This window comes from Mesorhizobium sp. M1088 (genome assembly GCF_040318575.1).
In the GTDB taxonomy this organism is placed as follows: Bacteria; Pseudomonadota; Alphaproteobacteria; order Rhizobiales; family Rhizobiaceae; genus Mesorhizobium.
In genome coordinates, this window is sequence record NZ_JAMYMO010000025.1 from 1 (window position 1) to 24,756 (window position 24,756).

Annotated in this window: 13 protein-coding genes and 8 pseudogenes; 13 read left to right on the forward strand and 8 right to left on the reverse strand. The window is 58.9% G+C overall.

Annotation, left to right across the window (positions count from 1 at the left end):
• Both NKH49_RS23375 and NKH49_RS34955 read right to left on the reverse strand, forming a co-directional pair.
• Positions 1-3,081 (reverse strand): Ulp1 family isopeptidase (locus tag NKH49_RS23375; protein ID WP_352928026.1); only part of this gene is annotated, 3,081 nt, incomplete at its 3' end.
• Between the two features lie 658 nt (positions 3,082-3,739).
• A pseudogene (locus NKH49_RS34955) lies at positions 3,740-4,275 on the reverse strand (aldehyde dehydrogenase family protein); the annotation flags it as partial.
• Positions 4,276-4,782: 507 nt separating this feature from the next.
• Here NKH49_RS34955 and NKH49_RS23385 point away from each other — a divergent pair.
• From NKH49_RS23385 to NKH49_RS23395, 3 genes and pseudogenes are all read left to right on the forward strand, one after another.
• Positions 4,783-5,141, forward strand: a pseudogene (locus tag NKH49_RS23385) (DDE-type integrase/transposase/recombinase); the annotation flags it as partial.
• Positions 5,142-5,408: 267 nt separating this feature from the next.
• Positions 5,409-5,783 (forward strand): annotated as a pseudogene (locus NKH49_RS23390) (type IV secretory system conjugative DNA transfer family protein); the annotation flags it as partial.
• A 641-nt stretch (positions 5,784-6,424) separates the two neighbouring features.
• The gene (locus NKH49_RS23395) at positions 6,425-8,959 is read left to right on the forward strand and encodes a two-component system VirA-like sensor kinase (RefSeq protein WP_031212674.1); all 2,535 of its coding nucleotides are present in this window, start codon (positions 6,425-6,427) and stop codon (positions 8,957-8,959) included.
• Positions 8,960-9,173: 214 nt separating this feature from the next.
• Here NKH49_RS23395 and NKH49_RS23400 read toward each other — a convergent pair.
• Both NKH49_RS23400 and NKH49_RS23405 read right to left on the reverse strand, forming a co-directional pair.
• Positions 9,174-9,779: pseudogene (locus tag NKH49_RS23400) on the reverse strand (oxygen-independent coproporphyrinogen III oxidase); the annotation flags it as partial.
• Between the two features lie 879 nt (positions 9,780-10,658).
• Positions 10,659-10,817 (reverse strand): hypothetical protein, encoded by a 159-nt coding sequence (locus NKH49_RS23405; RefSeq protein WP_023679701.1) that lies wholly within the window; start codon positions 10,815-10,817, stop codon positions 10,659-10,661.
• A 149-nt stretch (positions 10,818-10,966) separates the two neighbouring features.
• On the opposite strand from NKH49_RS23405, the gene NKH49_RS23410 reads away from it, so the two are divergent.
• The 4 genes and pseudogenes from NKH49_RS23410 to NKH49_RS23425 form a co-directional block, all read left to right on the forward strand.
• Positions 10,967-12,154, forward strand: coding sequence for a Fic family protein (locus NKH49_RS23410; protein WP_023679700.1), 1,188 nt, complete (start codon positions 10,967-10,969; stop codon positions 12,152-12,154).
• A 512-nt stretch (positions 12,155-12,666) separates the two neighbouring features.
• Positions 12,667-12,858, forward strand: a complete 192-nt coding sequence (locus NKH49_RS23415; protein WP_023679698.1) for a hypothetical protein — start codon at positions 12,667-12,669, stop codon at positions 12,856-12,858.
• 189 nt (positions 12,859-13,047) lie between these two features.
• Positions 13,048-13,430, forward strand: a pseudogene (locus tag NKH49_RS23420) (PfkB family carbohydrate kinase); the annotation flags it as partial.
• Positions 13,431-13,664: 234 nt separating this feature from the next.
• Positions 13,665-14,206: pseudogene (locus NKH49_RS23425) on the forward strand (transposase); the annotation flags it as partial.
• A gap of 6 nt (positions 14,207-14,212) precedes the next feature.
• On the opposite strand, the gene NKH49_RS23430 reads toward NKH49_RS23425, so the two are convergent.
• Together NKH49_RS23430 and hemN are read right to left on the reverse strand one after the other, a co-directional pair.
• Positions 14,213-14,596, reverse strand: a complete 384-nt coding sequence (locus NKH49_RS23430; protein WP_084641664.1) for an isopentenyl transferase family protein — start codon at positions 14,594-14,596, stop codon at positions 14,213-14,215.
• 152 nt (positions 14,597-14,748) lie between these two features.
• Positions 14,749-16,191 carry an oxygen-independent coproporphyrinogen III oxidase gene (hemN, locus tag NKH49_RS23435; protein ID WP_352644016.1) on the reverse strand — a complete coding sequence of 481 codons (1,443 nt, stop codon included), beginning with the start codon at positions 16,189-16,191 and terminating at the stop codon, positions 14,749-14,751.
• Between the two features lie 1,017 nt (positions 16,192-17,208).
• On the opposite strand from hemN, the gene NKH49_RS23440 reads away from it, so the two are divergent.
• The 5 genes and pseudogenes from NKH49_RS23440 to NKH49_RS23460 all read left to right on the forward strand — a co-directional run bounded on the left by NKH49_RS23440 (position 17,209) and on the right by NKH49_RS23460 (position 22,366).
• Positions 17,209-18,354 (forward strand): porin, encoded by a 1,146-nt coding sequence (locus NKH49_RS23440; protein ID WP_023679692.1) that lies wholly within the window; start codon positions 17,209-17,211, stop codon positions 18,352-18,354.
• A gap of 14 nt (positions 18,355-18,368) precedes the next feature.
• Positions 18,369-18,578 (forward strand): annotated as a pseudogene (locus NKH49_RS23445) (bifunctional hydroxymethylpyrimidine kinase/phosphomethylpyrimidine kinase); the annotation flags it as partial.
• A 400-nt stretch (positions 18,579-18,978) separates the two neighbouring features.
• A complete protein-coding gene (locus tag NKH49_RS23450; protein ID WP_352724974.1) occupies positions 18,979-20,511 on the forward strand; it encodes a Fic family protein in 1,533 nt (510 codons plus the stop codon).
• A gap of 319 nt (positions 20,512-20,830) precedes the next feature.
• Positions 20,831-21,427: a hypothetical protein gene (locus NKH49_RS23455; protein WP_352724975.1), complete on the forward strand. Its 597-nt coding sequence runs from the start codon at positions 20,831-20,833 to the stop codon at positions 21,425-21,427.
• Positions 21,428-21,661: 234 nt separating this feature from the next.
• Positions 21,662-22,366, forward strand: coding sequence for a hypothetical protein (locus tag NKH49_RS23460; protein ID WP_352928032.1), 705 nt, complete (start codon positions 21,662-21,664; stop codon positions 22,364-22,366).
• Here NKH49_RS23460 and NKH49_RS23465 read toward each other — a convergent pair.
• Both NKH49_RS23465 and NKH49_RS23470 read right to left on the reverse strand, forming a co-directional pair.
• On the reverse strand, positions 22,363-22,485 hold the full coding sequence (locus tag NKH49_RS23465; RefSeq protein ID WP_352724977.1) for a hypothetical protein: 123 nt from the start codon (positions 22,483-22,485) through the stop codon (positions 22,363-22,365). The two genes, NKH49_RS23460 and NKH49_RS23465, sit on opposite strands and share 4 nt — an antisense overlap.
• 621 nt (positions 22,486-23,106) lie before the next feature.
• The gene (locus tag NKH49_RS23470; protein ID WP_352724978.1) at positions 23,107-23,397 is read right to left on the reverse strand and encodes a hypothetical protein; all 291 of its coding nucleotides are present in this window, start codon (positions 23,395-23,397) and stop codon (positions 23,107-23,109) included.
• On the opposite strand from NKH49_RS23470, the pseudogene glyA reads away from it, so the two are divergent.
• Positions 23,396-24,734 (forward strand): annotated as a pseudogene (gene glyA, locus NKH49_RS23475) (serine hydroxymethyltransferase). The gene NKH49_RS23470 and the pseudogene glyA overlap by 2 nt on opposite strands.
• The last annotated feature ends 22 nt before the right edge of the window (positions 24,735-24,756 follow it).

A 24,756-nucleotide genomic window follows, 5' to 3' on the forward strand; every position in this document is an offset into this window, starting at 1 on the left:
GGCAGGCGCCGCCGGCACAGAACGAGCAGGGTCACGCAACTCGGACGGTGAGGGGGGATTCAGATCAACCACTGACGAATCCGGCGCATGATGATGGCGCGCCGTTGAGTGATCCGGCTGCAGCACCGAGGCACCCAGCATCGACCCACTGCCTCCGGCGTACGGCGCCGCGGCGTGTTCTTGTCCGCTCCTGAGTTGCGCCTCCCATGGCGATGTATCCACATGATGGGTGGGGGCCTGCATCAGCACGCGAGCGCCTGAATTGCCGATCTCGCTCAGCTGCTTAGCTTTCCCAGGGAGATACTCTGGCCGACCCAATGCCTTCTGCGGCCCGCTGTGCTGCGCAGCGGCGTCCCCAATGGCACGAGCCTCCATGCCGACTGCGTCTTCCGGACGAGCAGCAAGGGCAATTTCGCGCCCGAGTGCGGCGTACGGCGGGAACTTCCGGAGATGAGCTAGTGCACTGATCCACCGGTTGCCACTGGAGTCCAAATAACGCCTGGCATCTTCATCCAGCGACCCCTCGTAAAGCCGAGCCGCAATCCCCGGCCTGTTGTTTTCATGCAGGTATTGACTGAAACGTCTAAGAGTAGCCGCATAGTCCTGAGTGGTTTTGGGATTCGGCCCGGTCGCAGGCTCTGCCTCGTACTTTTTGATGAGAGCCGCTTTGTAATCTCTGATGAGCTCGGCGTCGACAGGGTCGGGATTCAGGGCAGCGCGGCCCACCATTGGCGCTCCGCCCGCCGACTCTTTGAGACGACCCAGTGCTCTAGCCACGTTCGAGGAGCCACTCTCGCGCTGGTACTCCTTGAGATCCTGATCCAGCAACGGATCGTCAAGCCGAGCAGCAAATCCCGGCTTGTTATTATCAAAGAGCCAACGACCAAAGCCGAGAAGAGAATTTACATGGTCCGTGACCGTGCGCTCCCCGACCTTACCGGCATAGAGTGCTGACCGCAGCCCTTCGACAACGGTCGCATCGTTGGAATAAAGAGGACGCTTGTCGCGACCGGAGACCACTACTGGAGGATCTGGCTGCACCGCCGCCGGCATAGAACGAGCATGGTCACGCAACTCGAACGGTGCGGGGGGATTCAGATCAACCACTGACGAATCCGGCGCATGATGATGGCGTGTTTCCCCGGGAATAACGTCCCGTACGAACACCGAGTCTGGGTTGCCTTGGTCCGGCGCGACTGGAGCCAGGGCTCTGTCGTGCAACGCTCGCGCTGACTGGCCGAGCCGCTTGATCCGCTGGTGAAACGTCCCAACGGGGCTTTCCTTAACCGCGTCTCGCGCCTGTCGGTCCATGAGTTCAAAGTTCGTGAGATAATTTGCCGTTCCAGATGTATCGTCACCCATGAGTCGGGTTTGTAGTGCCTGCCGATTGACGACGAGGTTGTTGAGGTTCAGGTCTGGCAGGTCTGGCAGGTCTGGCTGCCATCTTTGCAATCGCCCAACCAGCGCCCGCGTGCCGTCCACCACGTAGACTCCGCAATCCCACTCGTTGCTCTGCTGGGCGATGCGGGGTAAGTCCACGCGGGTCTCCAGGCTGGCGCCCAGCCTTTCTGCGAGGTGTTTTGCAAGCTTGTCATGCCATCCGCTGACGGAGTCATAATGATAGGCAACCGGCCGTTCCCGGTCGCTGCGATCAACGAACAGCAGCGACCAATGTTTGCCGCGCTCCGCAAGAGTCTTACCGCCATCGCTCACTGGCACGAACAGGAAGTCGGCTGTGTCGTTACCGTTCTGATTATGGACGATGCGCTGGAATGCGCTTAGCTTGTCGCTCTCGGAGCCCAAGCGCAGATGATAATTGGCTACGAGGGGATCCACGAACCGCGTCCGGGCGGCGAGATCTGGATTGTTCCCCTGCAACTCCTGCTCCAGGAGCTGGTAATCCCTGTGGATATGTTCGTCGCCTAGCAATTGCAATGCGCCGAGCACCCGCCCGCTGGGGTCGCCGAAAACACCAAAAAACCCTTCGACCGCGGGGGACATCCCCTCAGGAAAGAGCTCTGGCGAGGCGGAATTCCCCGCCCGCAAGCTGGGCGGAGCGAATTCCGGTGGCCTCAGTGGCACCTCCTCGCTTGGTAGCAGGTTGCTCCTGTCCTGTGCAGCGATCCGCTCGTCCGGCGCGCGCTGGTCGCCGTCGCGCCAGATCAGGGGACGAAAGGACTCTGCGGGATCCGAGGCTTGGTGATGGTGCCCAGTTGGTACGAAAGACGATGGCAGAACAGCGGCGTCTTCATTAGCTTCCCCAGGGAGCTTCTCTGGCCGACCCAATGCCTTCTGCGGCCCGCTGTGCTGCGCAGCGGCGTCCCCAATGGCACGAGCCTCCATGCCGACTGCGTCTTCCGGACGAGCAGCAAGGGCAATTTCGCGCCCGAGTGCGGCGGACGGCAGGAACTTCCGGAGTTGAGCTAGTGCAATGATCCTCCGGTCACCACTGGAGTCCTTATAGCGCTTGGCATCTTCATCCAGCGACTCCTCGTGAAGCCGAGCCGCAATCCCCGGCTTTTTGTTTTTATGCAGGTATTCACTGAAACGTCTAAGAGTAGCTCCATAGTCGTGAATGGTTTGGCGATTCGGCCCGGTCGCAGGCGCTCCCTTGTACTCTTTGATGAGAGCCGCTTTGTAATCTCTGATGAGCGCGGCGTCGGCAGGGTCGGGATTCAGGACAGCGCGGCCCACCATTGGCACTCCGCCCGCCGACTCTCTGAGACGACGCAGTGCCACAGCCACAGTCGAGGAGCCACCACTGCTCTCGTACTCCTTGAGATCTTCATCCAGCGACTTCTCGTGAAGCCGAGCAGCAAATCCCGGCTTGTTATTTTTAAAGAGCCAACGACCAAAGCCGTAAAGAGAATTTACATGGCGCTTGACCGTTTCCTCCTTGGCCTTACCCGCGTAGAGTGACCTCAGCCCTTCGACAACGGTCGCATCGTTGGAATAAAGAGGACGCTTGCAGCCGCGACCGTCGGAGACCACTACTGGAGGATCTGGCTGCACCGCCGCCGGCACGGGGGAACGAGCATGGTCACGCAACTCGAACGGTGCGGAAGGATTCAGATCACCCACTGACGAATCCGGCGCATGATGATGGCGCGCCGTTGAGTGACCCGGCTGCAGCACCGAGGCACCTAGCATCGACCCACTGCCTCCGGCGTACGGCGCCGCGGCGTGTTCTTGTCCGCTCCCTTGCATCATGGGCTGCGCTTCCCATGGGGCCGCGCCTTCGATGAGGCTCAGGTCTCCCTGAGACGGATGAGGATGGAACGGGTCTGGCAGAGCCGGAACGGCGGGGGCGGGAATTTGGGCAGCGGCTTGGCGCGCCTCGCCCGAGCGCTGCTCAAAGCCCTCTTGCCCGGCCTGTGCCGCTTGCTCTTGAGATGCCGGGGGCTGCACCTGCCGCCAACCTGTTACATTGGATAGGTCAAATTTGTGCCGGTTCACGCTAGCCTCACGTCCACAGATCAGCTGAGCAACCTACTCGGGCATACTTACGAGAAGCTGACGAGGTCCGCGGTCCCGGAGCGGGTAGGCCTAATTTTCTGCGCGCCGATTGCGCTGGCGCGACGTAGCCCAGCCTTTTGCCAGCTCGGCAGCTACGGCTCGCAAAGAGCGTCGTAAGGCTTGCGGAGCCGCCCCTCAGCTCCCGTCGAGGAGCAATCCACAATTCACATATTTGGAGATGGCTCGCTGGTTTACCGGTCTGCGAGCCCTGCAAGCCCATGCTTCAGATGCCGCCCGTGCAGAGGTATTTCATTTCGAGGTAGTCCTCGAGGCAATGGCGGGAACCCTCCCGCCCGATGCCGGACTGCTTCACTCGGCCGAAAGGCGCGGCTTCCGACGACATGCGTCCCGTGTTCATACCACTATGCCATATTCCAAGGCCTCGGCGACACGCCAAACACGCTTCCGTTTGAGGCACAAATGTGGGGGAAGGCCGTAGATCGTGTCGTTGGCCTCATGCACGACCTATCCGCATCGTCGAAGCAATCACAGGCGCCAGCCGCCCGAATGTCTCTTTCTTGCGCGATGGTCATCTCGCTGGAGACAGGACCGATAGTTCGACGTGCCATTCGCGCGATGCGTTTGCCCCCGCATCGAATTCTGCGGCCTTTCGCGACGGCATGGGATTCGATTTTGGCCAGAGCCTGCCTGTCGATCAGCGCACCGATCGCCACTCCGGAGCAAAGCCCTCGCCAACGATAAGTGGCGGACTTTCTCCACGAACTCTCGACAAACACCTTCGTGAACGCCTGACTGGACGGGGGTAGCCATGCCGAACAGGTCGCATAACCACGCCATCGTTCGGCGACTGCAGCCGCGAAGCGTCTCGAACACATCGGCTCGATGCGGTTGCGTCCAGAATGCATCAGCGAGCGGCGGGAGTCTTCGCTATATTCGCCCCCGACATCCCGAAGTCCACCAGCTTGCCTGCCAAAAAGGGGTGTTGCATGAATAAACCCGCTTTCGTCGCCGTCAGCCGCGTGCCCAGGAAGGACGACAGTCTCCATAGCAAGAATGCGAGATGATCATCGTATTCAGCGGCAGCGTGCCGGCGAAATTGGGTTTTCGGCAAGCCAAATAGCGCGATGCAGAAGGATGGTGAGGATTTCGCGTCCGCCACTGCGATGCATAGAGCCACCCTTCGCAACCGACCAGCGCAACAAAGCTCGTTATGCGGCGCGTAGGTTCGTAGACGCTTATCCAGTATCGAGATAACAAGGCCGCTGCGCAGGAACGAACTCTGAGAGCGCACCCTGCGAGAGGTTGCGCTTGCTGACGCGGCTGTGGAAGAAGCAGGGGCTCGCGCCGAAGCGCATGATCACCGACTAGCTTCGCTCGTATGGAGCGGCAAAGCGACAGATGATGCCGGACGTCGAGCACCGGTCGCACAAGGGGTTGAACAACAGAGCGGAGAATTCCCATGTGCCGCCGCGAAAACGGGAGCGGATGATGCAGGGGTCCGATCGCCGGGAGGCCTGCAACGCTTCGTCTCGACCTTGTCAGCCCTCCGCAACCTCTTCGTCCCCCGCCCCAAACGTTCTGCTCTCGCCATACATGTTCATCGCTTGCAAGCCATCGCCGAATGGAAGGCCGTGACTGGAACGCCCGCAACGATGGATTGCTAACGGCGAACTCATGCTGGTCGGCAAGGCGATACTGGCTGGAGCATCAACTCGGCCGACGAGAGTGGCCACACCATCCTAGACAGGATCGGCCGATATGCCCGGCATCGCCGCTCTGCAAAAAGCACAGCGGGCATCCAGACGTTGCCGGGTTGACTATGGGTGTCCGAACCGCGAAAAGAGGCCGCTCTTTATGAGTGGCGTGCGCTGGCAGTCTAACCCCAAGCCCCCCGCCCGGGCTGCCGGCGCGCTTCTAGGAACATCGAGGTAGATGACGAGACTCCGAACTACATTTCCAAAGCTATCGGTGGATTCACATTTCAAGCCCAATCGATTTCCTACAGCCAGGCGCGAACGTTCGATTGGAACGTTCAGAATTCACATCAAGGTGCACCGCTGTTGCGTCCCGAACAGGTGCGGCTGCTCAATGACGAGTACGAAATCGTTCTCATCAAGGTCTGCCACCATTAAAATTGAGGAAGGTGCGATATTTTTCGGATCGCATTCTGAAACGCATCTTTGAAAGCCAGACAGGCGCCCTCCCGGAGCCGACGCCCTTGACGAAAGCAGACGGGGGGCTCTCCACAGAATCAACTCGATGAGCCGCTGCGTGGATTGGCGCAGGACTTTGACGATACAGTTTGATGTGAGGCTAGTATGAACCCGCGAAATAGTAATCCATCCCGTGTAACAGCTTTGTCGCAGGTGCAGGACGCCGGCTTGGAAGACGGGCAAGCGGTCCAGGCCCGGCGAGTGGGCTTTGAGCAACACGTGTCCGAGGCGCTCCGGCCGCTGTTCGATGGTCGAGCTGACGAGCCGCCTACCGGTCCAGAGGAGCTTCTGCGACTGGAACAGGGGTTTCGCGAGGTGCTTCAGCGAGGGCAGGATCATCAAGCCGCCTCGTCTTTTTTCAGCGATCCAAGGATGCCCGCTGGACGGGATGACCCCAAGGGAAGCGTGTCGGACGCTTTCGCAGCAGCCGGCTCTAGGCACGCCGGAGTTGAGGCCGCCGCCTCGCCAGTGTTAGCTGCCAGCCAACAGCAGATCCGGCCCTCGCCAGTTGCGTTTGACCGACCGGTATCATCCTCGGCTGCTGCAGGCGTGCGCTTGTATGCCCCTTCGATGATCTCTCGGAAGACCAGTTCCGAAAACTGCGATCAGTTGCCCGCCTTGTGCTGCCGCCTCGCCGTCGAGGTCGAAACGCCCGCGAATCAATGGAAGGTCAGCGGGCCATGGGGGCAGAGTGCAACGGTGTCTACACCGCCTATTTGAGGGGAGAGGTACACTTGGCTTTCCTGTTCCAGCAGCATCCGGCCGCACACCGACGCGATGGGGAGCTAGAATTCAAATCGGACCTTCGCAAGGCACGCACCGCGGATCAAACGCCGTTCGTTTGGGAAAAATGGCTCAGTACCGACAAAGCTTCTGTAATGGCCCTAGTGGCCTCGGTTGCGCTCTTGGTCGCGATACAGTGGCAAGACCCCCAGATCAACGAGGCGGTCCTAAGCGAACTGCGGACGATTCAGATCAACTACGCATTGCTCCAGCGAGACGTCGCCCGCGCCGACATGGTATTGGACTTCCGTTCCGTTGCTTCTACCGGGCAAGCATTAAAAAGGAACCTTCAAAACTACCAACGCCTTGTTGAGATTTCGCCCAATGAGAGCTCCGGGGTGCACTCCAGGTTGCTTGCACAGCTCAAAAAGTCCCTCGAAAACACAGAAGCTGCCATCTCGGCCTCGGCCGCGCAAAATGAGCTTCTGCAAAGCTCTCTCGTACGCTTTGCTCGCTCGGCTAATCGCCTTCGGGGGGGAGTGTCGAACAGGCCTGAATTTTCCAATCTGATCCTTCAATTTTCGGCCAGACCGGGATTCAGCCTCGCATTACAAATCGATCAGTCTCTCGGCCGACTTCCTCCTAGCCAGGACCAAGTCACGGAGGATGTGGCCCGCGAGGGCCGCGCTATCCTGTCCTCAATGTTGAGGTTGGACCGCGCTGTCAATCGGATCCCATCCTTCGACACGTTCGCCAAGGCTGCCGAATTGGAGCGAGAACATCTGAAAGCCTACAGCTTCGCCAGCGCGCAAGCGCAGCGTACACGACTTTTCTTTGGCTTGGTGTCCATATGCCTCTGCTTGTTTGCGACCATTCGAGCCTCCACGCTGCATGTGCGGACGAACCGGTTGGAAAGGCGGTTAGAGCTTGAAGCGGCAATGAGTGAGATCGAAGCTTGCTTCATCGACAGTCAAGCAACGAAGGCTTCGCGGCGCTTCTCCACCGAAGCAGCGCTTAGACTCATTCAATGCGTTTTCGATGCGGATCAATGCGCGCTTGCTCTGGTGGATCCGAGTATCAGCAGGAATACCGAGTACTTTGTCGCGAACAAGCGCATGCGCGTCTGGAACGCCACGCTAATCCATGAAGTCGTCTCACTTGTACACCCGGAACAGCCAGTGTTTCGCGTCGTTCCGGCGTCGGAAGTGGTTCGGACTGCCGTAGGCACTACCGGTGTTTGTCAAATTGTTGGGTGCAGGGCCTCCGATCAGCAGGCTGCGGTTTGTATCCTTGTTTTTGAAGGAGATCGCTCACCACCCTCCACAGACGACCTCCTGGTTCTGGCGAGCGCTACTGTGCGTTTAGGCAACCATCTTGAAATGCAACGTGTACACACGGAACGTAACCTTTTTGAGAGTCGATGGGAGCATGCGGAAAGGCTGACGGCTGTCGGCACAATCGCAAGCGGCGTTACACATGAATTCAATAATGTTCTAGGAGCAATAGTCGGCTACGCAGAGATGGCTAAAGGTCTTGTGCGCCGCCCCTCGAGAATTCGGGGCCACATCGGCCAAATTATCTTGGCCAGCAACCGAGCCAAGCTGATTATTGATCAAATTTTGTCACTAAGCCGAAATCGGAAGCGCGTGACGATGCCTTTCGACGTCTCGGAGAGTGTAATGGATCTCGCGCCATTGCTGCGGGTTACACTTCGTGCGGATGTTCAGTTGAACTTCAAGATCAACGAGTGGCAAACGGTGATCGAGGGCAGCCCGACCGAGATACAGCAGATCCTTATGAATCTATGCAAGAACGCGTCGGAGGCTCTCTTGAATGAGGGCCGTGTCGAGATTAGCGTTTCTCGCGCTCACGTCTGTCAAACGAAGCCCGTGGCTAAGGGCACCTTGAAACCGGGAGATTACGTTCTCCTCTCCATCAGCGACGATGGCCAAGGAATCGCAAGTTCGGTGCTTCCGCACATCTTTGAGCCCTTTTTTACCACGCGCTCTCGCGTCGGCGGGACCGGACTGGGTCTTGCTGCAGTGGACCGCCATGTGAGCGCGCTCGCAGGATGCCTTGACGTCACCTCGGCTGTTGGCCGAGGTACACGCTTCGATCTCTACTTACCGGCCTGCGCTGAGGAGCAGGTCAGAGCTGATAGCGCTTCCGGTCCATACGATGGATCACTTGGCAATGGAGAAATCATTGCAGTCGTGGAGCCCGATCCAGCAGCGTTGGAGATCTACAACGATAAGATCGCCGCGCTTGGTTATAAGCCTGTCGGCTTCGCGACCTTCGAAAGTCTTTGCGACTGGATCGAGAGCGGGAAGGCAGCCGACCTCCTAATTTTCGATCAAGCGACTTTCCTCGGGCCAGGACAGCCCGAAGCCGTACGTACCACCCTGATGACGGTGCCCATCATCGTCGTTGGTGGAAGCGACCCCATGCCGATCACATCTGGTAATCAGACCTTCGTCCTTTGGCTAGCCAAACCGGTCTCGTCCAGGACGATGGAGCATGCAATTCGTAGGATGATAATGGCATGATGCCGCCGACGCGCTCAGGCTACCGAGCTACCGAGGCAATCGGAGGCGGAGCCGGCTGGGAACCAGCAAATACAAGAGCGTCGGACGATCTCTGCGCACCCGGCTCATGGCGAGTTCCCCTCGAACACTGTCGTCGGCTTCCGCCCAAGGAAGGGCTCCCCGACCACGGCAAACCTGCCGCCGTGCCGCCAGCTACACCACGCCGCGGGACACGATCCACTATTCCGTCCTTGGCCAGCATCGCCAAACGCTCATCTGAACCGCGAAGACGGATCGGATCAGATCCGTGGGCGACACAGATTGCCGGCACGTCAGCCTCGAAATCGCACATTAATCGCTCGATGATTGCGGCTCGCACGCGGTCGTCGTCTGTGAGGCGATGGCCCTTCGATGTCGCCAGTCGGCCAGCTGCGATGTGCCGGATGTAGAAATCCCGTGTAACTTCGTTTTGAACGTACCCCTGGCCGATGCGGCCGATAGCCGACGCGCCGAAACCGATCAGGGTTCTGCAGGTATCGGCAGAGCCCAACGAGTTACGTCGCAGGCGACCTGTTTCCTGTGCCAGCGCGAGCTCGTCGTGCGGCAAGGCGAAATGGTCGAGCCCGATCTCTCGGTAGCCGGCGGCAACCAGCGTCACGGCGGCAGCCGCATGCTGTTCAGCGCGGGCAGCGATGTGGGGAAGAAATTTCGCCTCGATGAGGCGCTGGTTCTTTATTTGGGATGGGATATGCGAGTAGCCGAACAAGGCAAGCCGGTCGGGGCGCATGGCGACCGCTGCCCTCGCCGTCTCGACCCACTACTCCACCGTTTGACGCGGCAGGCGTCCCATGGTGATAACAAACCACCTTGCCGCTGAGCTCGCCTGTGTCTTTGCGTTATGCCAGTCCGTTCCGCTTAGATGTCTTGGCTGTTCCCGCCGAGACCTCACGCGCACCGTTTTATTCCCACCATCCCTCCCCGTCAGCTCCGCCTGGGAAATTCTGCCAGCTTGCCGGATCCGACGAGATAATGCAGCACTGGGACGGACTTTGCTCGCCAGCTAGCGACCGTGGTGATCTCTGCCAAAAGGACGAGGCCATGAACGCGATCGGCGCTAACGGTGGCGGTTTGTATAAGCCTTGGGGTGGGAACTGGGCCTTCTATGCTGGCGCCACATACAAGCTCAACGAGACAACTTCGTTCTACCTTCGGCTCTCCCGGTGACCAGCTCTCAGTAGCGTCGCGGCAAACGTTGCCCATGGGCTTCTTTTCGATTTCACAGCTACGGCGACTCCAAACTCAGCAGTCGGCAAGATGGAAGCTTCCAACGGGAACTGCCCAATGCGAACAAGAAGAGCAGTGTCGGCAGTAATCCTGCGCCTCGAACGCTCATCCTAACGCCGTGAAGCGTTGAGCTCCGAGGTTGAGCAGACCAAGCCCGCAACACGCTCCAAGAGAACGGCGCATAGAAGCCATACGAGATTGCAGCCTAGCCTCGGGGCCGGGACGTTGTGTCATATCAGACCGGTGGGGATGAAGCCTGCCATCCAGCACCCAGTCAGTTTCAGGTCAAACTTGAACTCCCAGTCGGGTCAGAACGCGATCAACTGGCAGTCCGACGCACTTAAAAATGACAAATGGACCGGGCGCGAGAGAACAAGCTCACACAGCATAAGCGAAGCTCCAGGCGAATCTTGCGCTGGCCGAGGCAGAACCATGTTTAAAGCTGCCTGTTTTCCACCTCGAACCTGTCTGAGTCCGGCCGATCGTCATAGATCGGCCAAAGCATCGGCCAGATGGCTCCCCCAATTACGGTTTGTGCATAGTTGTCAGTGCGATAGGCCTGCCGAACATCGGCCATGATCATCATCGGCAGCATCGATTTGTGTCCAAGCTTGGCAGCGGTGGCAGTGCCGAGGCCCGCAAGTCCGCATGCCGACGATCGGCCAGAAGATCGGCCAAACAATCTGGTCAACTGAAAATTTATGTTTATAATCACGCATTTGGCGGAACCCAAGATCGGCCGATATGGAAGAGAGCGTACAGCGCATCGAACCGGCACGCCTACCCGATGTATCCGAAACTATCTCGGATGCGCTGGTAGAGCTGTCGGCGACGTCGGCTGTTTTGGGCAAAAGCCTGCACTCGCGTACCGCAGCCAACCTAGCCGATCTCGTGCGCATCATGAACACCTACTACAGCAACCTGATCGAAGGCCACGATACGCGCCCGCGCGACATCGAACGGGCGCTGGTCGGAAACTTCGATCGAGACGAGAACCGCCGCAATCTGCAGCTCGAGGCGGCCGCGCACGTTCGCCTGCAAGCCGAGATCGACCGCCTGGCTGCCGATGGGCAGTTGCCGGAACCAGCATCGGTAGGTTTTCTTCGATGGCTGCACGCGGAATTCTATCGCGATGCCGAAGCGCCCATGCTGACCATCAAGGGTGCCGGCCGTGAGTTCGTCATGGCGCCAGGTGAGTGGCGATCGAAGCCAGAGCATGACGTCGCCATCGGCCGGCATGAACCGCCTTCGAGCGATCGCGTCAACGATTTCATGCAATACTTTGCCATGCGTTATCGCTTCGATAAGCTGGGCAAGGCCGGACGCATCCTGACCATTCCTGCCGCGCATCACCGCTTCAACTACATTCACCCGTTTCCGGACGGCAACGGACGCGTCAGCCGATTGATGAGCCACGCCATGGCCCATCAGGCCGGGATCGCCGCGCACGGGCTGTGGTCGATCTCACGAGGCTTGGCACGTGGCGTGAAAAGCCGAATGGATTACAAGAGCATGATGGATCATGCCGATATGCCCCGCCAGGGTGATCTCGACGGACGTGGCAACCTCTCCGAACGCGCGCTCGGCGATTTTACCTTATGGTTCCTGCAGGCGTGTATCGATCAGGTGAGCTTCATGACCGGACTGTTCGATCTCGACACGTTGGCCAAGCGGCTGTATCGCCATGTGGAGCGCAGTGGTCTGAAGCCCGAAGCCGGCCGCCTCGTGGAGGAAGCGCTCACGCGCGGTGAGTTTGACCGCGGCGAGGCATCCCGTATTAGCGGACTACCCGAACGTACGGCGCGTCGACTGTTCAATGACGTAATCGCGCTCGGACTATTGGCGTCGGAAACGCCAAAGGGCCCAGTGTCCCTACGCTTTCCGGCGGACGCTCTGGACGCGCTGTTTCCGAAGCTTTTTCCGGAAACCTAAAAGCATAGGGCGCTCACGATCTTAAGCCACTTCTCCTCGGAACCGGAAAGATTGTCGCCGGATCGCCCGAAGCCGCAGACCACCTCGTCGACAGCATGAGGATGTCGTGTTTGCGCAGCACCGCCTGAACCTTTGGAAAATAATCCTCCTGTGGCACCAGCATGCCGCCGGCGCCCATGATCGGCTCGGCGAGCGGATCAGGGCGTCGAGTTCCTGGGCCAGGCGCGTTGTCCGCCGGCCGGCAGACCATCCAGATAGTGAAATGGCCGCGCCGCGAATATGACGGGAAGCGGCGGCAGGTTGAAGGACTTGTGCATGTGCGGCAGGCCACTCAGCGCCGCGCCCGTGAGCGCCAGCGAGTGGTCGTCGGCGGGCTCGATGGCGCTATCAGGTCGGGGACTCGACCTCTATGATCATCACCGATTTAATTCAAATTTGTCTGTATATATTGACGATTGCACTACCTTCACCTCGTAAACGGCAATGCGGGCGGATAGAGAGGGTCCTATGATATGACAAGCGATTTTTCCGCCGCCCGAGGGCATTTAGATCGAGCGTATGACTACCTTTGTGGGGATGACCCGATGAGTCAAAGGGGCCGCGAAGCCTTGGATCTGCTAATTGAGGCGGTTGCCGTCGAAGAGTTCAAGCAGCCACGCCAAAGCGCGGAGGTGCTAAGGTTTCCGATCGGGCGCCGCTGCTGAGGTCATCTCCACGGCTGCCATGTAGCCTCAGGTGGCAGGGACTCGCCGCCCCGTGAGGGCCGGGAGAACGCATTGGCAAAAGGAAAGCCCACTTGCCAGACCCGCGCCGGCCGGCGTGGTAAGAAGGCCGGCGGATTCCCAAGCGGAGACATTGACGCCGGACTATGACGTTCTTTGCATCGGCAATGCAGCGCCGGCAACACCGCCGCCGGCGTAGGCAGCTTCGGCGGGCGCGCCGCCTTCTTCGGCAGGTGTGGAACGACCTCTCGGCGAGATCTACGCCCACGACATCCACGCCCAGGGCGTCGCCTTCGACACCGAACCGCTAGTGGGACAACCACCGACGGCATGCTCGATGATCTTCGTCACGCCCGATGGCGAGCGCTTATCTCGGCGCCTGCTTCGAACTCGGCCCCGACGATGTCGAACGGGACAAGGCTTCGGGCACCAAGGTCACTTATTTCGAGGGCTATCTGGGGGACCCGCCGCGCGCCAAGCAAGCGATCCGGCAGACCGCGCGGCTGGCGCATGCCGCTGGGCGCGAAGTGTCGATGACGCTGTCGTATTCGTTTTGAGTCGACCCCTACCGCGACGAGTTCGTCGAGCTGATCCGCTCAGGCACGGCAGCAGCAGGTCGTCTGGATCGCCGGGACTATCCGGGTGAGTACGTCGGGGTAGTGTGCTGAGAGTTCTGCAAATTCGCTGAGAGGGGGCGGTCATGGCAGGCTGGTGATTGTTCACGTCACCTGATTCCCGCGAAGGAACGCCACCATGACCAAGACTGAAGTTAAGACCGCCAGCGCTGCCGTCAAAGCAAGGGCATCGGGTTGGACGTGTCCGACGATCATGCCGGCCTGGTGGCAGCGATCGGCGAGGTGATCCCCGAAGCCGCCTGGCAACGCTGCTACGTGCACTTCCTCAGGAACGCGCTCGATCATCTGCCGAGGAAGCACGGCGACGACTGCCTGCAGGAATTGCGCTGGCTCTACGACCGGCGCGATCTCGCAGAGGCCAGGGCTGATCTTGCCGCATGGCTTGCCAAATGGTCGGCCCGCTATCCGGTCTGACAGGCTGGGCCGAGGATGCCATCGAACAAACCCTGACCTTCTTCAGGCTGCCGAGACAGCACCACAAGCATCTCAAATCCACCAACACGCTGGAGCGGCTCAACGAGGAAATCCGCCGGCGCACCTATGTCGTGCGCATCTTCCCCAATACCGAAAGCTGCCTGCGCCTGGTCAGGGCCTTGGCCGTCGAGACCAATGAAAACTGGATGGAGGCCAACCGATACATCAACATGGACGACCTGCGCGAGCACAAGAAGCTCGCTCTGCGCCAAGCCGCATGACCAGCATCATGGCCGCCCCATTTTGCAGAACTTGACGCACACAACCCGCTTTGCTCTCTCTACAAAGGCATCGGAGTTGCCGAGCCGCCACCGCCTTACATGCCACTGAAAGCGCCAGCCCGATGCTGACTCGCGCCATGTGAATTGAGAAGGGAGATCGAGCCGGCTGCGAGTGAGCCCAGGCTGAGATCTAAGCTCATCCACGTGCATGATCAGCTTACGACGGGTAGTCACGGCGTGGATGTGCCCGCGGTTAGGGGGCGTATCCAAGTAAACCCGCTGGGTAGATTGCAGTTCGGAATCCGAGGCACGCTCGCTGCCCGTAGCGATTTGAGGACAGCATTGTACACGATCCAACGCAATGACCGGCCGTCCGGTCTCTCGTGCAATTTAAATTGAAACGTCTGTCTTGCCGCTGCAGGTCGGCCCGTAAATCAAATGGATTAGCATGTGTTTACCGCTTAGAAGCCCTTGTTTTTCGAACTAACTGCCGACAAGAAACTGGATAGGCTGTTCTCGTCGTTCGGTCCAGTTCACCTCGCCTATGTCGACATTTTACGGCGCTTCACTAACCGGGCACCGCACGATGGCAACTCGTTCTCTCCGGCAAAAGATACTCCCTGTGTTAGCTTCCGTGTTGTGTGCTTGCCCTCACCTGCGGGATACGTAAGGCCATCCCTAAAAGCATCGAATGCGGCAGCGACAGCGCGAACCCCAAAGCGATGCTCCCGCCGTACGCGGACAAAACCGTTTTCGAAGTCCACTATTCCGTCCTTGGCCAGCATCGCCAAACGCTCATCTGAACCGCGAAGACGGATCGGATCAGATCCGTGGGCGACACAGATTGCCGGCACGTCAGCCTCGAAATCGCACATTAATCGCTCGATGATTGCGGCTCGCAGGCGGTCGTCGTCTGTGAGGCGATGGCCCTTCGATGTCGCCAGTCGGCCAGCTGCGATGTGCCGGATGTAGAAATCCCGTGTAACTTCGTTTTGAACGTACCCCTGGCCGATGCGGCCGATAGCCGACGCGCCGAAACCGATCAGGGTTCTGCAGGTATCGGCAGAGTAGCCCAACGAGTTACGTCGCAAGCGACCTGTTTCCTGTGCCAGCGCGAGCTCGTCGTGCGGCAAGGCGAAATGGTCGAGCCCGATCTCTCGGTAGCCGGCGGCAACCAGCGTCACGGCGACAGCCGCATGCTGTTCAGCGCGGGCAGCGCTGTGGGGAAGAAATTCCGCCTCGATGAGGCGCTGGTTCTTTATTTGGGATGGGATATGCGAGTAGCCGAACAAGGCAAGCCGGTCGGGGCGCATGGCGACCGCTGCCCTCGCCGTCTCGACGCACGACTCCACCGTTTGACGCGGCAGGCCGTAGATGAGGTCGAAGTTGATCCGGTTTACTCCATGCCGGCGCAGCATTTCCACGGCAGCCGACGTCTGGGCCTCGCTCTGGATTCGGTTGATCGCTTTTTGAACAATGGGATCGAAGCTCTGTACGCCCAGGCTCGCGCGGTTCACGCCGGCCGCTCCCAAGCCTTCCGCCATCTCGGGCGTGAGCGTGCGTGGATCGATCTCGATGGCGACCGTAGCTGTTTTCGAGATGGCGAAGCGGCATCGCAGGAACTCCATCAGAGCGAGGAACTCGGCTGGTCCGATGAGAGACGGCGTTCCGCCGCCGAAATGTATGTCGCTCACGGGCAGCGTCTTCGGCACTCGCTCGCAAACCAGACGGATCTCGTCACGCAGCGCCGCCAGATAGTTGAGGATGGGCGCATCATGGCGGGTGATGGTGGTTGGGAAGCCGCAATACCAGCAGGCTGATCGGCAGAACGGAACGTGCAGATAGAGTGACACCGGATCCTCAGCCGGCAGGTTCCTGAGCCATGCCTCATAAGCCTCGGCGCCGACCGCCCCGGAGAACTCCGACACAGCCGGATAGATAGTGTACCAAGGCAGCCGGGCCTCTCGAAATTTCGTGGTCTGCAAAGGCACAATCCCATACTGATAACAACCAACCCTACCCACCGCGCCCCCCTGGGTCCTTGCGCTATGTCAGTCCGTTCCGTTTGGGCTCGAATCTAGATCTTTTTAGCAATGGGCGCCGTTCAGTCTTAGGCTGGACAGCGATGGTCTGAGCACCTGGTCACCGACTGATGATGGTGATCCGTCAGAACCCTCACGCGCCCCTTTTGTTCGACTATCCCATCCCTTCCCTTCACCTGCGCCTCGGAGATTCTACTGAGCGCAGCTGCCGCAATGGGCGAGACATACGGGCTTGGGACCAGATTTTGCTCGCCAGATAGTGCCGGCCCCCTTAGTGAACTCTGCCATGTCGATGAGCTCGTTGTTTGAATTGCTGGCAAGATGCATTAGCTGTGGCGCGCCGCTTTCAGGACGAGAACCTGCTCGGCGCGACAGTCCTGTCCGCCGCAATGCCAAGGCAGGCGCCCTACTGGCTTTGATGCAAGGCTGCAGCGCGTAGTTGTCGACCATCAGCTCGCCAAAATGACGGCGTCGTGCCGAGCGGTCCCGCCGCATGATGCCTCAACGTCGGGCTCACCACAAACAATGCTCTCCCCATGAACGAAACTGTCGCGAAGCGAACAGTCGAACCGTAGCCGAAACGTTTTCCGTTCGTGCTTGGGTGGATCCGCAAGGCAAAAACAAGGAAGTGCGAACCAAGGTCCGCCCGCACAATTGAGCTTCAAGCCGCAGCTGGTCGTCAGGCTGGCACGTCATTTGCGGTCGAATGCAGGACCGTTTGTGACGCCTACCTCTACCAGCTGAGTTGACTGTGATGATTGTACAAAACTTTGCACACCTCCATTTCGGCGATAATTACGTTATCGGCAGCTAAAACCAAATATTTTACAACAATGACCAGAGTACATTCTAGTCCTTCCTTCAGGGCTTAGCTGACGGCCCAGCACAACTGCGCGCGTTTCAAAGTTGTTCTCAGAATCACTCGTGTCCATCACTTTATTATTAAAGCGGAGATCGACAATGACCATTAGGAGCCTCCTCCTCGGCTCAACTGCGGCACTGATTGCCGTTTCCAACGCTCGCGCCGTCACCACCGCCGCCGAGCCTGACCCGACTGAGTACGTCAAGATCTGCAACGTCTACGGCTCGGGCTACGTCTACATTTCAGGCACCGAGACCTGCCTGCGAATCGGCGGCTCTGTCCGTTACAACGTCGGATTGTTTGATCACGCAAGAACCTCGGATGTGAGGACTGGTGAGCATCAGGGCACATGGCAAAACAACACGCGCTTCACATTGAAAACTTGGACCGGCCAGGAGACCGAACTCGGCACGTTGAAGACCTACACCGAAACCCGCATGAACTTCGGCAACCGCCACACTTCGGTTTCGGACAGTTCTCGGTCCTATGCCTTCAACGGAGACAGCACCTTGACTTTCGCCTGGATTCAGCTTGGTGGCCTCCGAGTTGGTAAGGACTGGTCGGCCTTCGACATGTTTATTGGCGGCGCGGGTGACGTACTCAACCAGACGCCGGTTCCGTACGGCTCTTTCGATACCAATGTGGTTCAGTACTACTTCGACGCCGGGAACGGCTTTTCGGCCGTGGTTTCGCTCGAAGAAGGCTCGGGCGTGGTCGGCACAATCGACAGCTACGCACCGCACGTAGTCGGCGGCTTGAAATACACACATGGCTGGGGCGCGATCACCGGCGTTGCCGCTTATGATAGCAACTACGAATCGGTGGCCGCCAAGGTCCGTGTCGACATCAATGTCACCAACGAACTGTTGCTGTTCGGAATGCTCGGCTACGGTTCCAACGGCAAGCTCAACGACGACTCCACGAACGCCATCGACGCTCATGGTCGCGGCTTCTATAAGAGTTGGGGCGGGAACTGGGCTTTCTGGGCTGGCGCCACTTACAAACTCAACGAGACAACTTCGTTCAACCTTCAGCTCTCCGGTAATCAGCTCAAGAACCATGGTGTCGCTGCAAACGTCGCGTATGCGTTTCTTCCAGATTTCACAGTTACGGCGGAACTCGACTATGGCCGATACGGTAACTTCGCCGTCGGCAAGGTGGACGGCGCTTCCAACATGAATTGGACCAACGCCAACAAGAAGAGCAGTGTCGGCGGAATGCTGCGTTTCGAACGCTCATTCTAACGGATGAAAGGGCGCTGAGGCAGGCATCGCATGTACTTGTCGTCGGCGGATCGGACTCCAGTGGGGGTGCCGGAATCGCGCGCGATATCGAGACGCTCTCCTCCATGGGCGTGCGCAGCTGCCTTGCCGTCACTGCGGTGACGGTGCAAACACACGACAGCGTCACGGACATCCTTCATCTGCAACCCGGTCTGGTGGCCGATCAGATGCGTGCAGCGATCTCGCGGGCGTCGCGGCGTAGTGAGCGCGGGCGCGGCCGTGATGATCGTGGCGGGAGGGAGAGGTAAGGAGCGTCTTTCCTTTGAGAATTCGCGTTTACGGGTACCCACGATGCAACGGGCGAGTTTTTCAAAGAGGCGCGTCCTCCTTCGAAGCGCTTCGGAGGGCCAGGCTCTAGGCTCGCCCCGAGCCCCTGCGTAGCCTGCGGGGGAGCTGGGTCTCGGCCCATCCGGGTAACGATCCTTCGCGCGGCTATGGAAACGATCGCATTTGCCGATTATCGTATAAAAAACTTGTTATCGCACGACTTAAAAAACTTGCAACTCCACAGCATCATTGACTTGTCGCCTATCAGCACTATATACTTGTAATCGCACAGCTCTAAAAACTTGCAAAGGCACGGCCATGGCCAAGCCCCATGAAAAAGTCGCTGAATCACTGGCCGTCCTCAAAGAGCTGCAGGAGGGTGGGCGGCGCATATTCAAGTCAGATGAGCTGACCCGCGTCCACCGTGAGCGGCTGCTGCAGAACGGGTTCCTGCGCGATGTTATCAAAGGCTGGCTCATGTCGACCGGCCCGCAGGCACAGCAGCAAGACACCACCCCCTGGTACGCGAGCTTCTGGGAGTTCTGCTCCCTTTACTGCAATGACCGGTTCGGCAAGGACTGGTTCCTGTCACCGGAGCAGTCGCTGCTTCTGCACGCGGAAGCGCCCACTATTCCGCCTCAGGTGGTGGTGAACACCCCCAAAGGCACGAATAACAAAATCGACCTGCTGTTCGGCACTTCGCTCTATGACCTCAAGGTCAAGGAGACGCCGGCCGAACTGACAGAGAAAAACGGCCTGCGCGTGTTCACTGTCGAGGCCGCCCTTACCCGGGTGCCGGAAGCGTTCTTCCAGCGCGCCCCTATCGAGATGCAGATCGCCATGGCGTCGGTGCGCGACGTATCAACCGTTCTGGCCCTGCTGCTTGATGGCGGCCATTCCGCCGTGGCGGGACGGCTTGCGGGGGCCTTCCGTCGCGTAGGACGCGACTCCTTTGCCGATGAAATCGTGCCCGCCTTCAAAGCCGCCGGCTATGACGTGCGCGAATCCGATCCGTTCGCGGGACAAATTGGAGTGACAACCATTGCGGCGGGCGTACCGCCGTTGGTCGCCCGCCTGCGCGCGATCTGGCAATCGCAGCGCGAAGCCATCATCGAGATATTCCCGAAGGCACCCGGACTGCCGTCCGACAAAGACGCCTATATGAAGTTCGTCGAGGATATCTACGAAAGCGACGCCTACCATTCGCTGTCGATAGAAGGGTACAGCGTCACCCCGGAACTCATCGACCGGGTGCGCGAGGGGAGCTGGAATCCGGAGATTGATGAAGAGGACCGCAAGAACCGGGATGCGCTTGCCGCGCGTGGCTACTACCTCGCATTCCAGAAGGTCAAAGACTCTGTTGCCGCGATCATCAACGGCAAGCCAGCCGGCGCGTTGACGCGGGACACTCACCGGGAGTGGTACCGGGAGCTGTTCGCGCCGTCAGTGACCGCCGGCATCCTCAAAGCCAGCGCGCTTGCGGGATATCGCAATCACCCTGTGTACCTGCGCGGCTCGCAGCACGTGCCGCCGCGTACCGAAGCGGTGGCCGATGGTATGAATGAGCTGTTCGACCTGCTGGAGTCGGAGAAGGAGGCCTCCGTGCGTGCCGTGCTGGGGCATTGGCTTGTGGGCTATGTGCACCCCTATCCGGACGGCAACGGACGAATGGCGCGGTTCCTCATGAACGCGATGCTGGCTTCAGGCGGTTACCCCTGGACAGTCGTCAGAGTCGATGACCGGAAGGCCTACCTCGCAGGGCTGGAGGAGGCGAGCGGCAATATGAATGTGAAAACGTTCGCCGCCTTTCTCGCCGAACGGGTGAAGTGGTCTATGGAGAAGGCGGCGTGAGGTCGGTGCTGTGCCATGTTTAACTTGCTTGTCTCGGGCCACGGCGAGTGGTGGGAAACACCGCCGTTCACGTCAACTATTGACCGGTTCAAGGAATATAGCGGCGCCGAGGCCGAGGCTATCGACCTCGCGCGCCCTGAAACATTGCGCCGGCTGGAGGAAATCCCGGCGCTGTTGATGTACGAAGTCGGGGCGGGAGGCCCGCACGCGCGCGCGTGTCCGGAACGGCCGCGTACGCAATATCGTTCGGCGCGGACACGAACTGGCCTTCACCTTCGAGCCCTATCCGGAACATGCCTTTCTCGACCGGTCAGCGGTGTTGAGAACTGCGGACCGGCTGGGCATTCAACAGTTCGAACAGCACCGTACGCACTGGGCAATCAAGGATGGTGACATTCCGGCCGAGCTGATTGCCACCGGCACCGCTGAACGGGCGCAGCGCACCGTTGCCGTGGTTGCGGCAGAATATGTAGAAGCGCGCCGCGAGGGACGAAGGAGAGAAGCTGCCGAACTGGCCGAAGAACTGGAGGATTTTCCTCCCTCGCTGGAGAAAGCACTGTCGCTCGTGCCGGCGCGTATCCTTCAGCAGCCGACACCCGAATTATACCCGATCCTTGGGATAGAGCCCCGCACGCCCGAAGGCCGCAACGCCGTCGTGGCCGTCGTCGCAAGGGATCACAATCGGCAGGACTTGCCTGCCGACTGGTCTTATTCGCTGGCGTGGTTCCTGGACCTTTACGGCAGCGCGACGGAAGCGGGGCGCCTTGACGGCGCGCTGGCCGAATGCGCAACGCATATGATCGCGCTCGGCACCGGCGAGGGAGAAGCCGCCGCCCCGGTTGAAGATATCGCTACGCACTCTGGCGCTGGTCGCGAAGCCCGAAACTTATCGGCGATCTGCGCCGGGAATCGCTGAGATAGCGCAGGAGGTTTTGTCGCTTACCAAAATCAACCGGAACTCGACCCAGATCAACCAGAAGCTTCCCATTCCCATTCTAGCAGCCAGAAGAGTGGGTGAGCTTTTGAAATATCTATCCGAGGAATCGATAAGCTCAGACTATCGCAAGTATACATAGCTTTTTCTGTTATAGGGTTAGCTCGGCTGCAGGAAAAGAGCCCCGGATAAACTTCAGCACGAAAGCAGAATTGAATGAAGGTGGGCTACACCGAGTTCTCATTTGGGTATGCCTTCACGGAAAACCTTATCCGGTCATCGTCAGCCGCACCTGTAGGCGCGCCGGTCTTTCCAAACCTCATACAGGAGGGGCATTCTGGCTTTGACATCCGCATCAATTTCGGGGTTCCGCTGTTTTTCCAGTACAAGCTTCCGGAGCTGATGAAGCGAGGAACTGCCTTTGAGATTGCGAGCGGACATTGTCCCGGTTTGTCGATACCATTTTTTCGGATTGCGATGATGCGCAGGGATGTGTCGCGTCAGCATGAACTGCTTCTTCGGCTTGAGGCGCGCTATCCGTCAAACGTCTTCTATGCGGCTCCTTGTATTGCAAACATCAGCGATTTCGACCGCTCTTATAATGGAGCAACCGTAGCACGGCAGTCCATTTTCGTCTCACCAGGGGATATTGGGCCCTTGCCAGACGACAAAGCGCACAGCCTTGCGCAAACCTGGACTGGCAACTGGATATTTTTGCTCGAACCCAAGCCACCAAAGTTCGAACATTTGATGATCTCGCTGCGCTCTTTAAGGAGCAGTTCGCCGAGAAGCGTTTTGCGGAAGTCGGCGAGGCGGCGCGTGAGATGCGCGAAAACGTACTTGAGCTTGCTTCGCCGTCAATGCGGCAAGCCGAACAGCTCATTGCTGAACGGGTCGGCGCGATACGCATTCAGATTCTAGACGGCGCAGCCAGACCGCCCGAGGAAGAGCGCGCAGGCACTGACATTCTCGTAGCGCGGGAAATTGCGCGTGTCGATCTTGGCGTCGACCTGCTGGTGGCCCAACCACGCTAACGACATCATACCTCGCTGATTAGCCCAGCTTTTGTCTAGAGGCCACAGTTATGAGACTACGAACTACTTGGCCGGGAAGAAGATCGGATTGAAAGCGAACCTTCCTTGTCATCTTTGCATCACGGTCAGTCTGCACGAGATTGACCGCTGCAAGCCGGGAGCAAGACCGGGCTGCGCAAACGTTGCAACAGATCCTTCAAGGAAATTCATAGACTCTTAGCAACTCCGGTTCGCTGTGAATGGTAGGCTTATTGCAACGTTTGAGTCAGTGGGGTTCGAACCGTGGCTTCTTCTCCGACCCGCCGAACTGCGTGCAATTTCGGCTAAAGGCAATGGCAAGAAGAGCGTCCATCTTGTTTGTTCGACACAGCCATATCGGCTCAAAACAGTATCTTCACGGCCACCGAGATTGTCCGGTCGGTGGACAAGCAACCATATTATTTGGTTCGAAAGTTGCAACATCTGTGGAGAACGCGAAATGACAAATTCAGTAGGACGAGTGCCCAGGCTTTCCAAGTGGCTTGGTCCTGACCAATGCTGACACTGGTCAGTCGCCTACGGACGGCGCATTTAGATCGCCTTCGAATTTTAGGCCTTTGCGCGCACGCGGACCTAATTGTCTGCCAGCTAGCGGAGATTCTGGGTCTGCGTCGTGAGCACGTTGTACGACACGTCCGGCTGCTGGCCAGAGCCGACTTTTTTTACTGCAACGAACAACGCCCGTGGTGCTCGTACCATCTCAAAGCAGCAGGTAAGGACGGCGGGCTGGTTCAGTTGTTGGTTGATCTCCTGCCGCACGGCGATGGCTATCACAAACGAGACCTTCAATGGCTCGAAGCGACACAAGACGCGCCGTTGAAGGGGATCGCATGCTTGACCGTGAAATAGATCAGTCCAATTGGAGCGCGAAACCACCATGGACAACTCCGCCGACGGCGCCATCGCGCCGCGCGACACTTACGGACGGTCTCGCTTGGCGGCGGTTGATTGCCGCGTTCACGAACTGCTTCTAAGACAGGAGCGGCAGGAGCGGACGACGCTCAAACTGATCGCATCTGAGAACTTTGCCTCCTCGGCCGTGCTGGAAGCGACCGGTTCGATTTTCACGAACAAGTACGCCGAGGGGTACCCCGCTGCGCGCTACTACGCGGGAAACGAGATCGTTGATGAGCTTGAAACCCTCGCCATTGAGCGCTTGAAAACATTATTTGGCAGCGAACACGCCAACGTCCAGCCTTATTCCGGCTCGCCGGCCAATCAGGCTGTCTACCGCGCGCTTTTGAGCCCCGGTGACAAGATCATGGGCTTGCCCCTTCCGGAAGTGGGCCATCTGACTCATGGTTGGGCCATCAACTTTTCCGGGACTGACTATCAACGCGTCCCTTATGGGCTGCACGACAAGACGCAGCAAATTGACTATGACCGCTTGCACGAGACAGCCAAGCGGGAATGGCCGCGGCTCATTTGGGTCGGCGCGACTGCTTATCCGCGTGTCTTTGACTACGCGGCAATGGCAGAAATCGCTCTGGAAGCGAACTCCTATCTCGTGGCCGACATCGCGCACATCAGTGGCCTGATTGTCGCTGGAGAGCATCCGAATCCCGTACCCCATTGCGACGTCGTCAGCAGCACGTCTCACAAGTCGATCCGCGGTCCCCGCGGTGGCTTCATTTTGTCAAGGAATGAAGATCGTTATCAAGCGCAGTATCATTCGAAGGGCAAATGCAATTTCGCCAGACGAATAGATCGCGCTGTCTTCCCTCAACTGCAAGGCGGCCCCCATATGAATGTTATCGCGGCGCTAGCTGTCGCTTTGAGGGAAGCCGCAGACCCGTCCTTCCGCAGTTACGGCCAACAGATTGTCAAAAATGCCAAGGCTCTGGCCCACGCGCTTCTGGACCGAGGTTATGACCTGGTCACCGGGGGCACTGACAATCACATGCTAATCCTTGATCTTCGCGATCGACCACTATCAGGCAATGCCTATGCCGAGCGGTTAGCGAAGGCAGGCATCATTACGAACTTTAATATGGTGCCGGGGGACCCGCGCCATCCTGAGGTCACAAGCGGAATTCGCCTGGGGGCGCCAGCAGTGACGTCAATGGGCTTGCGCGATGTGGAAACCGTGCAAATTGCTGGCTTCATGGACTCCGTCCTCCGGCGAGCCAGAAGACGAAGATCTCCATGCCTGCGTGCGAAGAGACGTTGCCGACTTGTGCGCTGCGTTCGAGGTCCCGGGCCTCACCGACAGGTAAGGTGGGCTGCAAAATGCCCCAT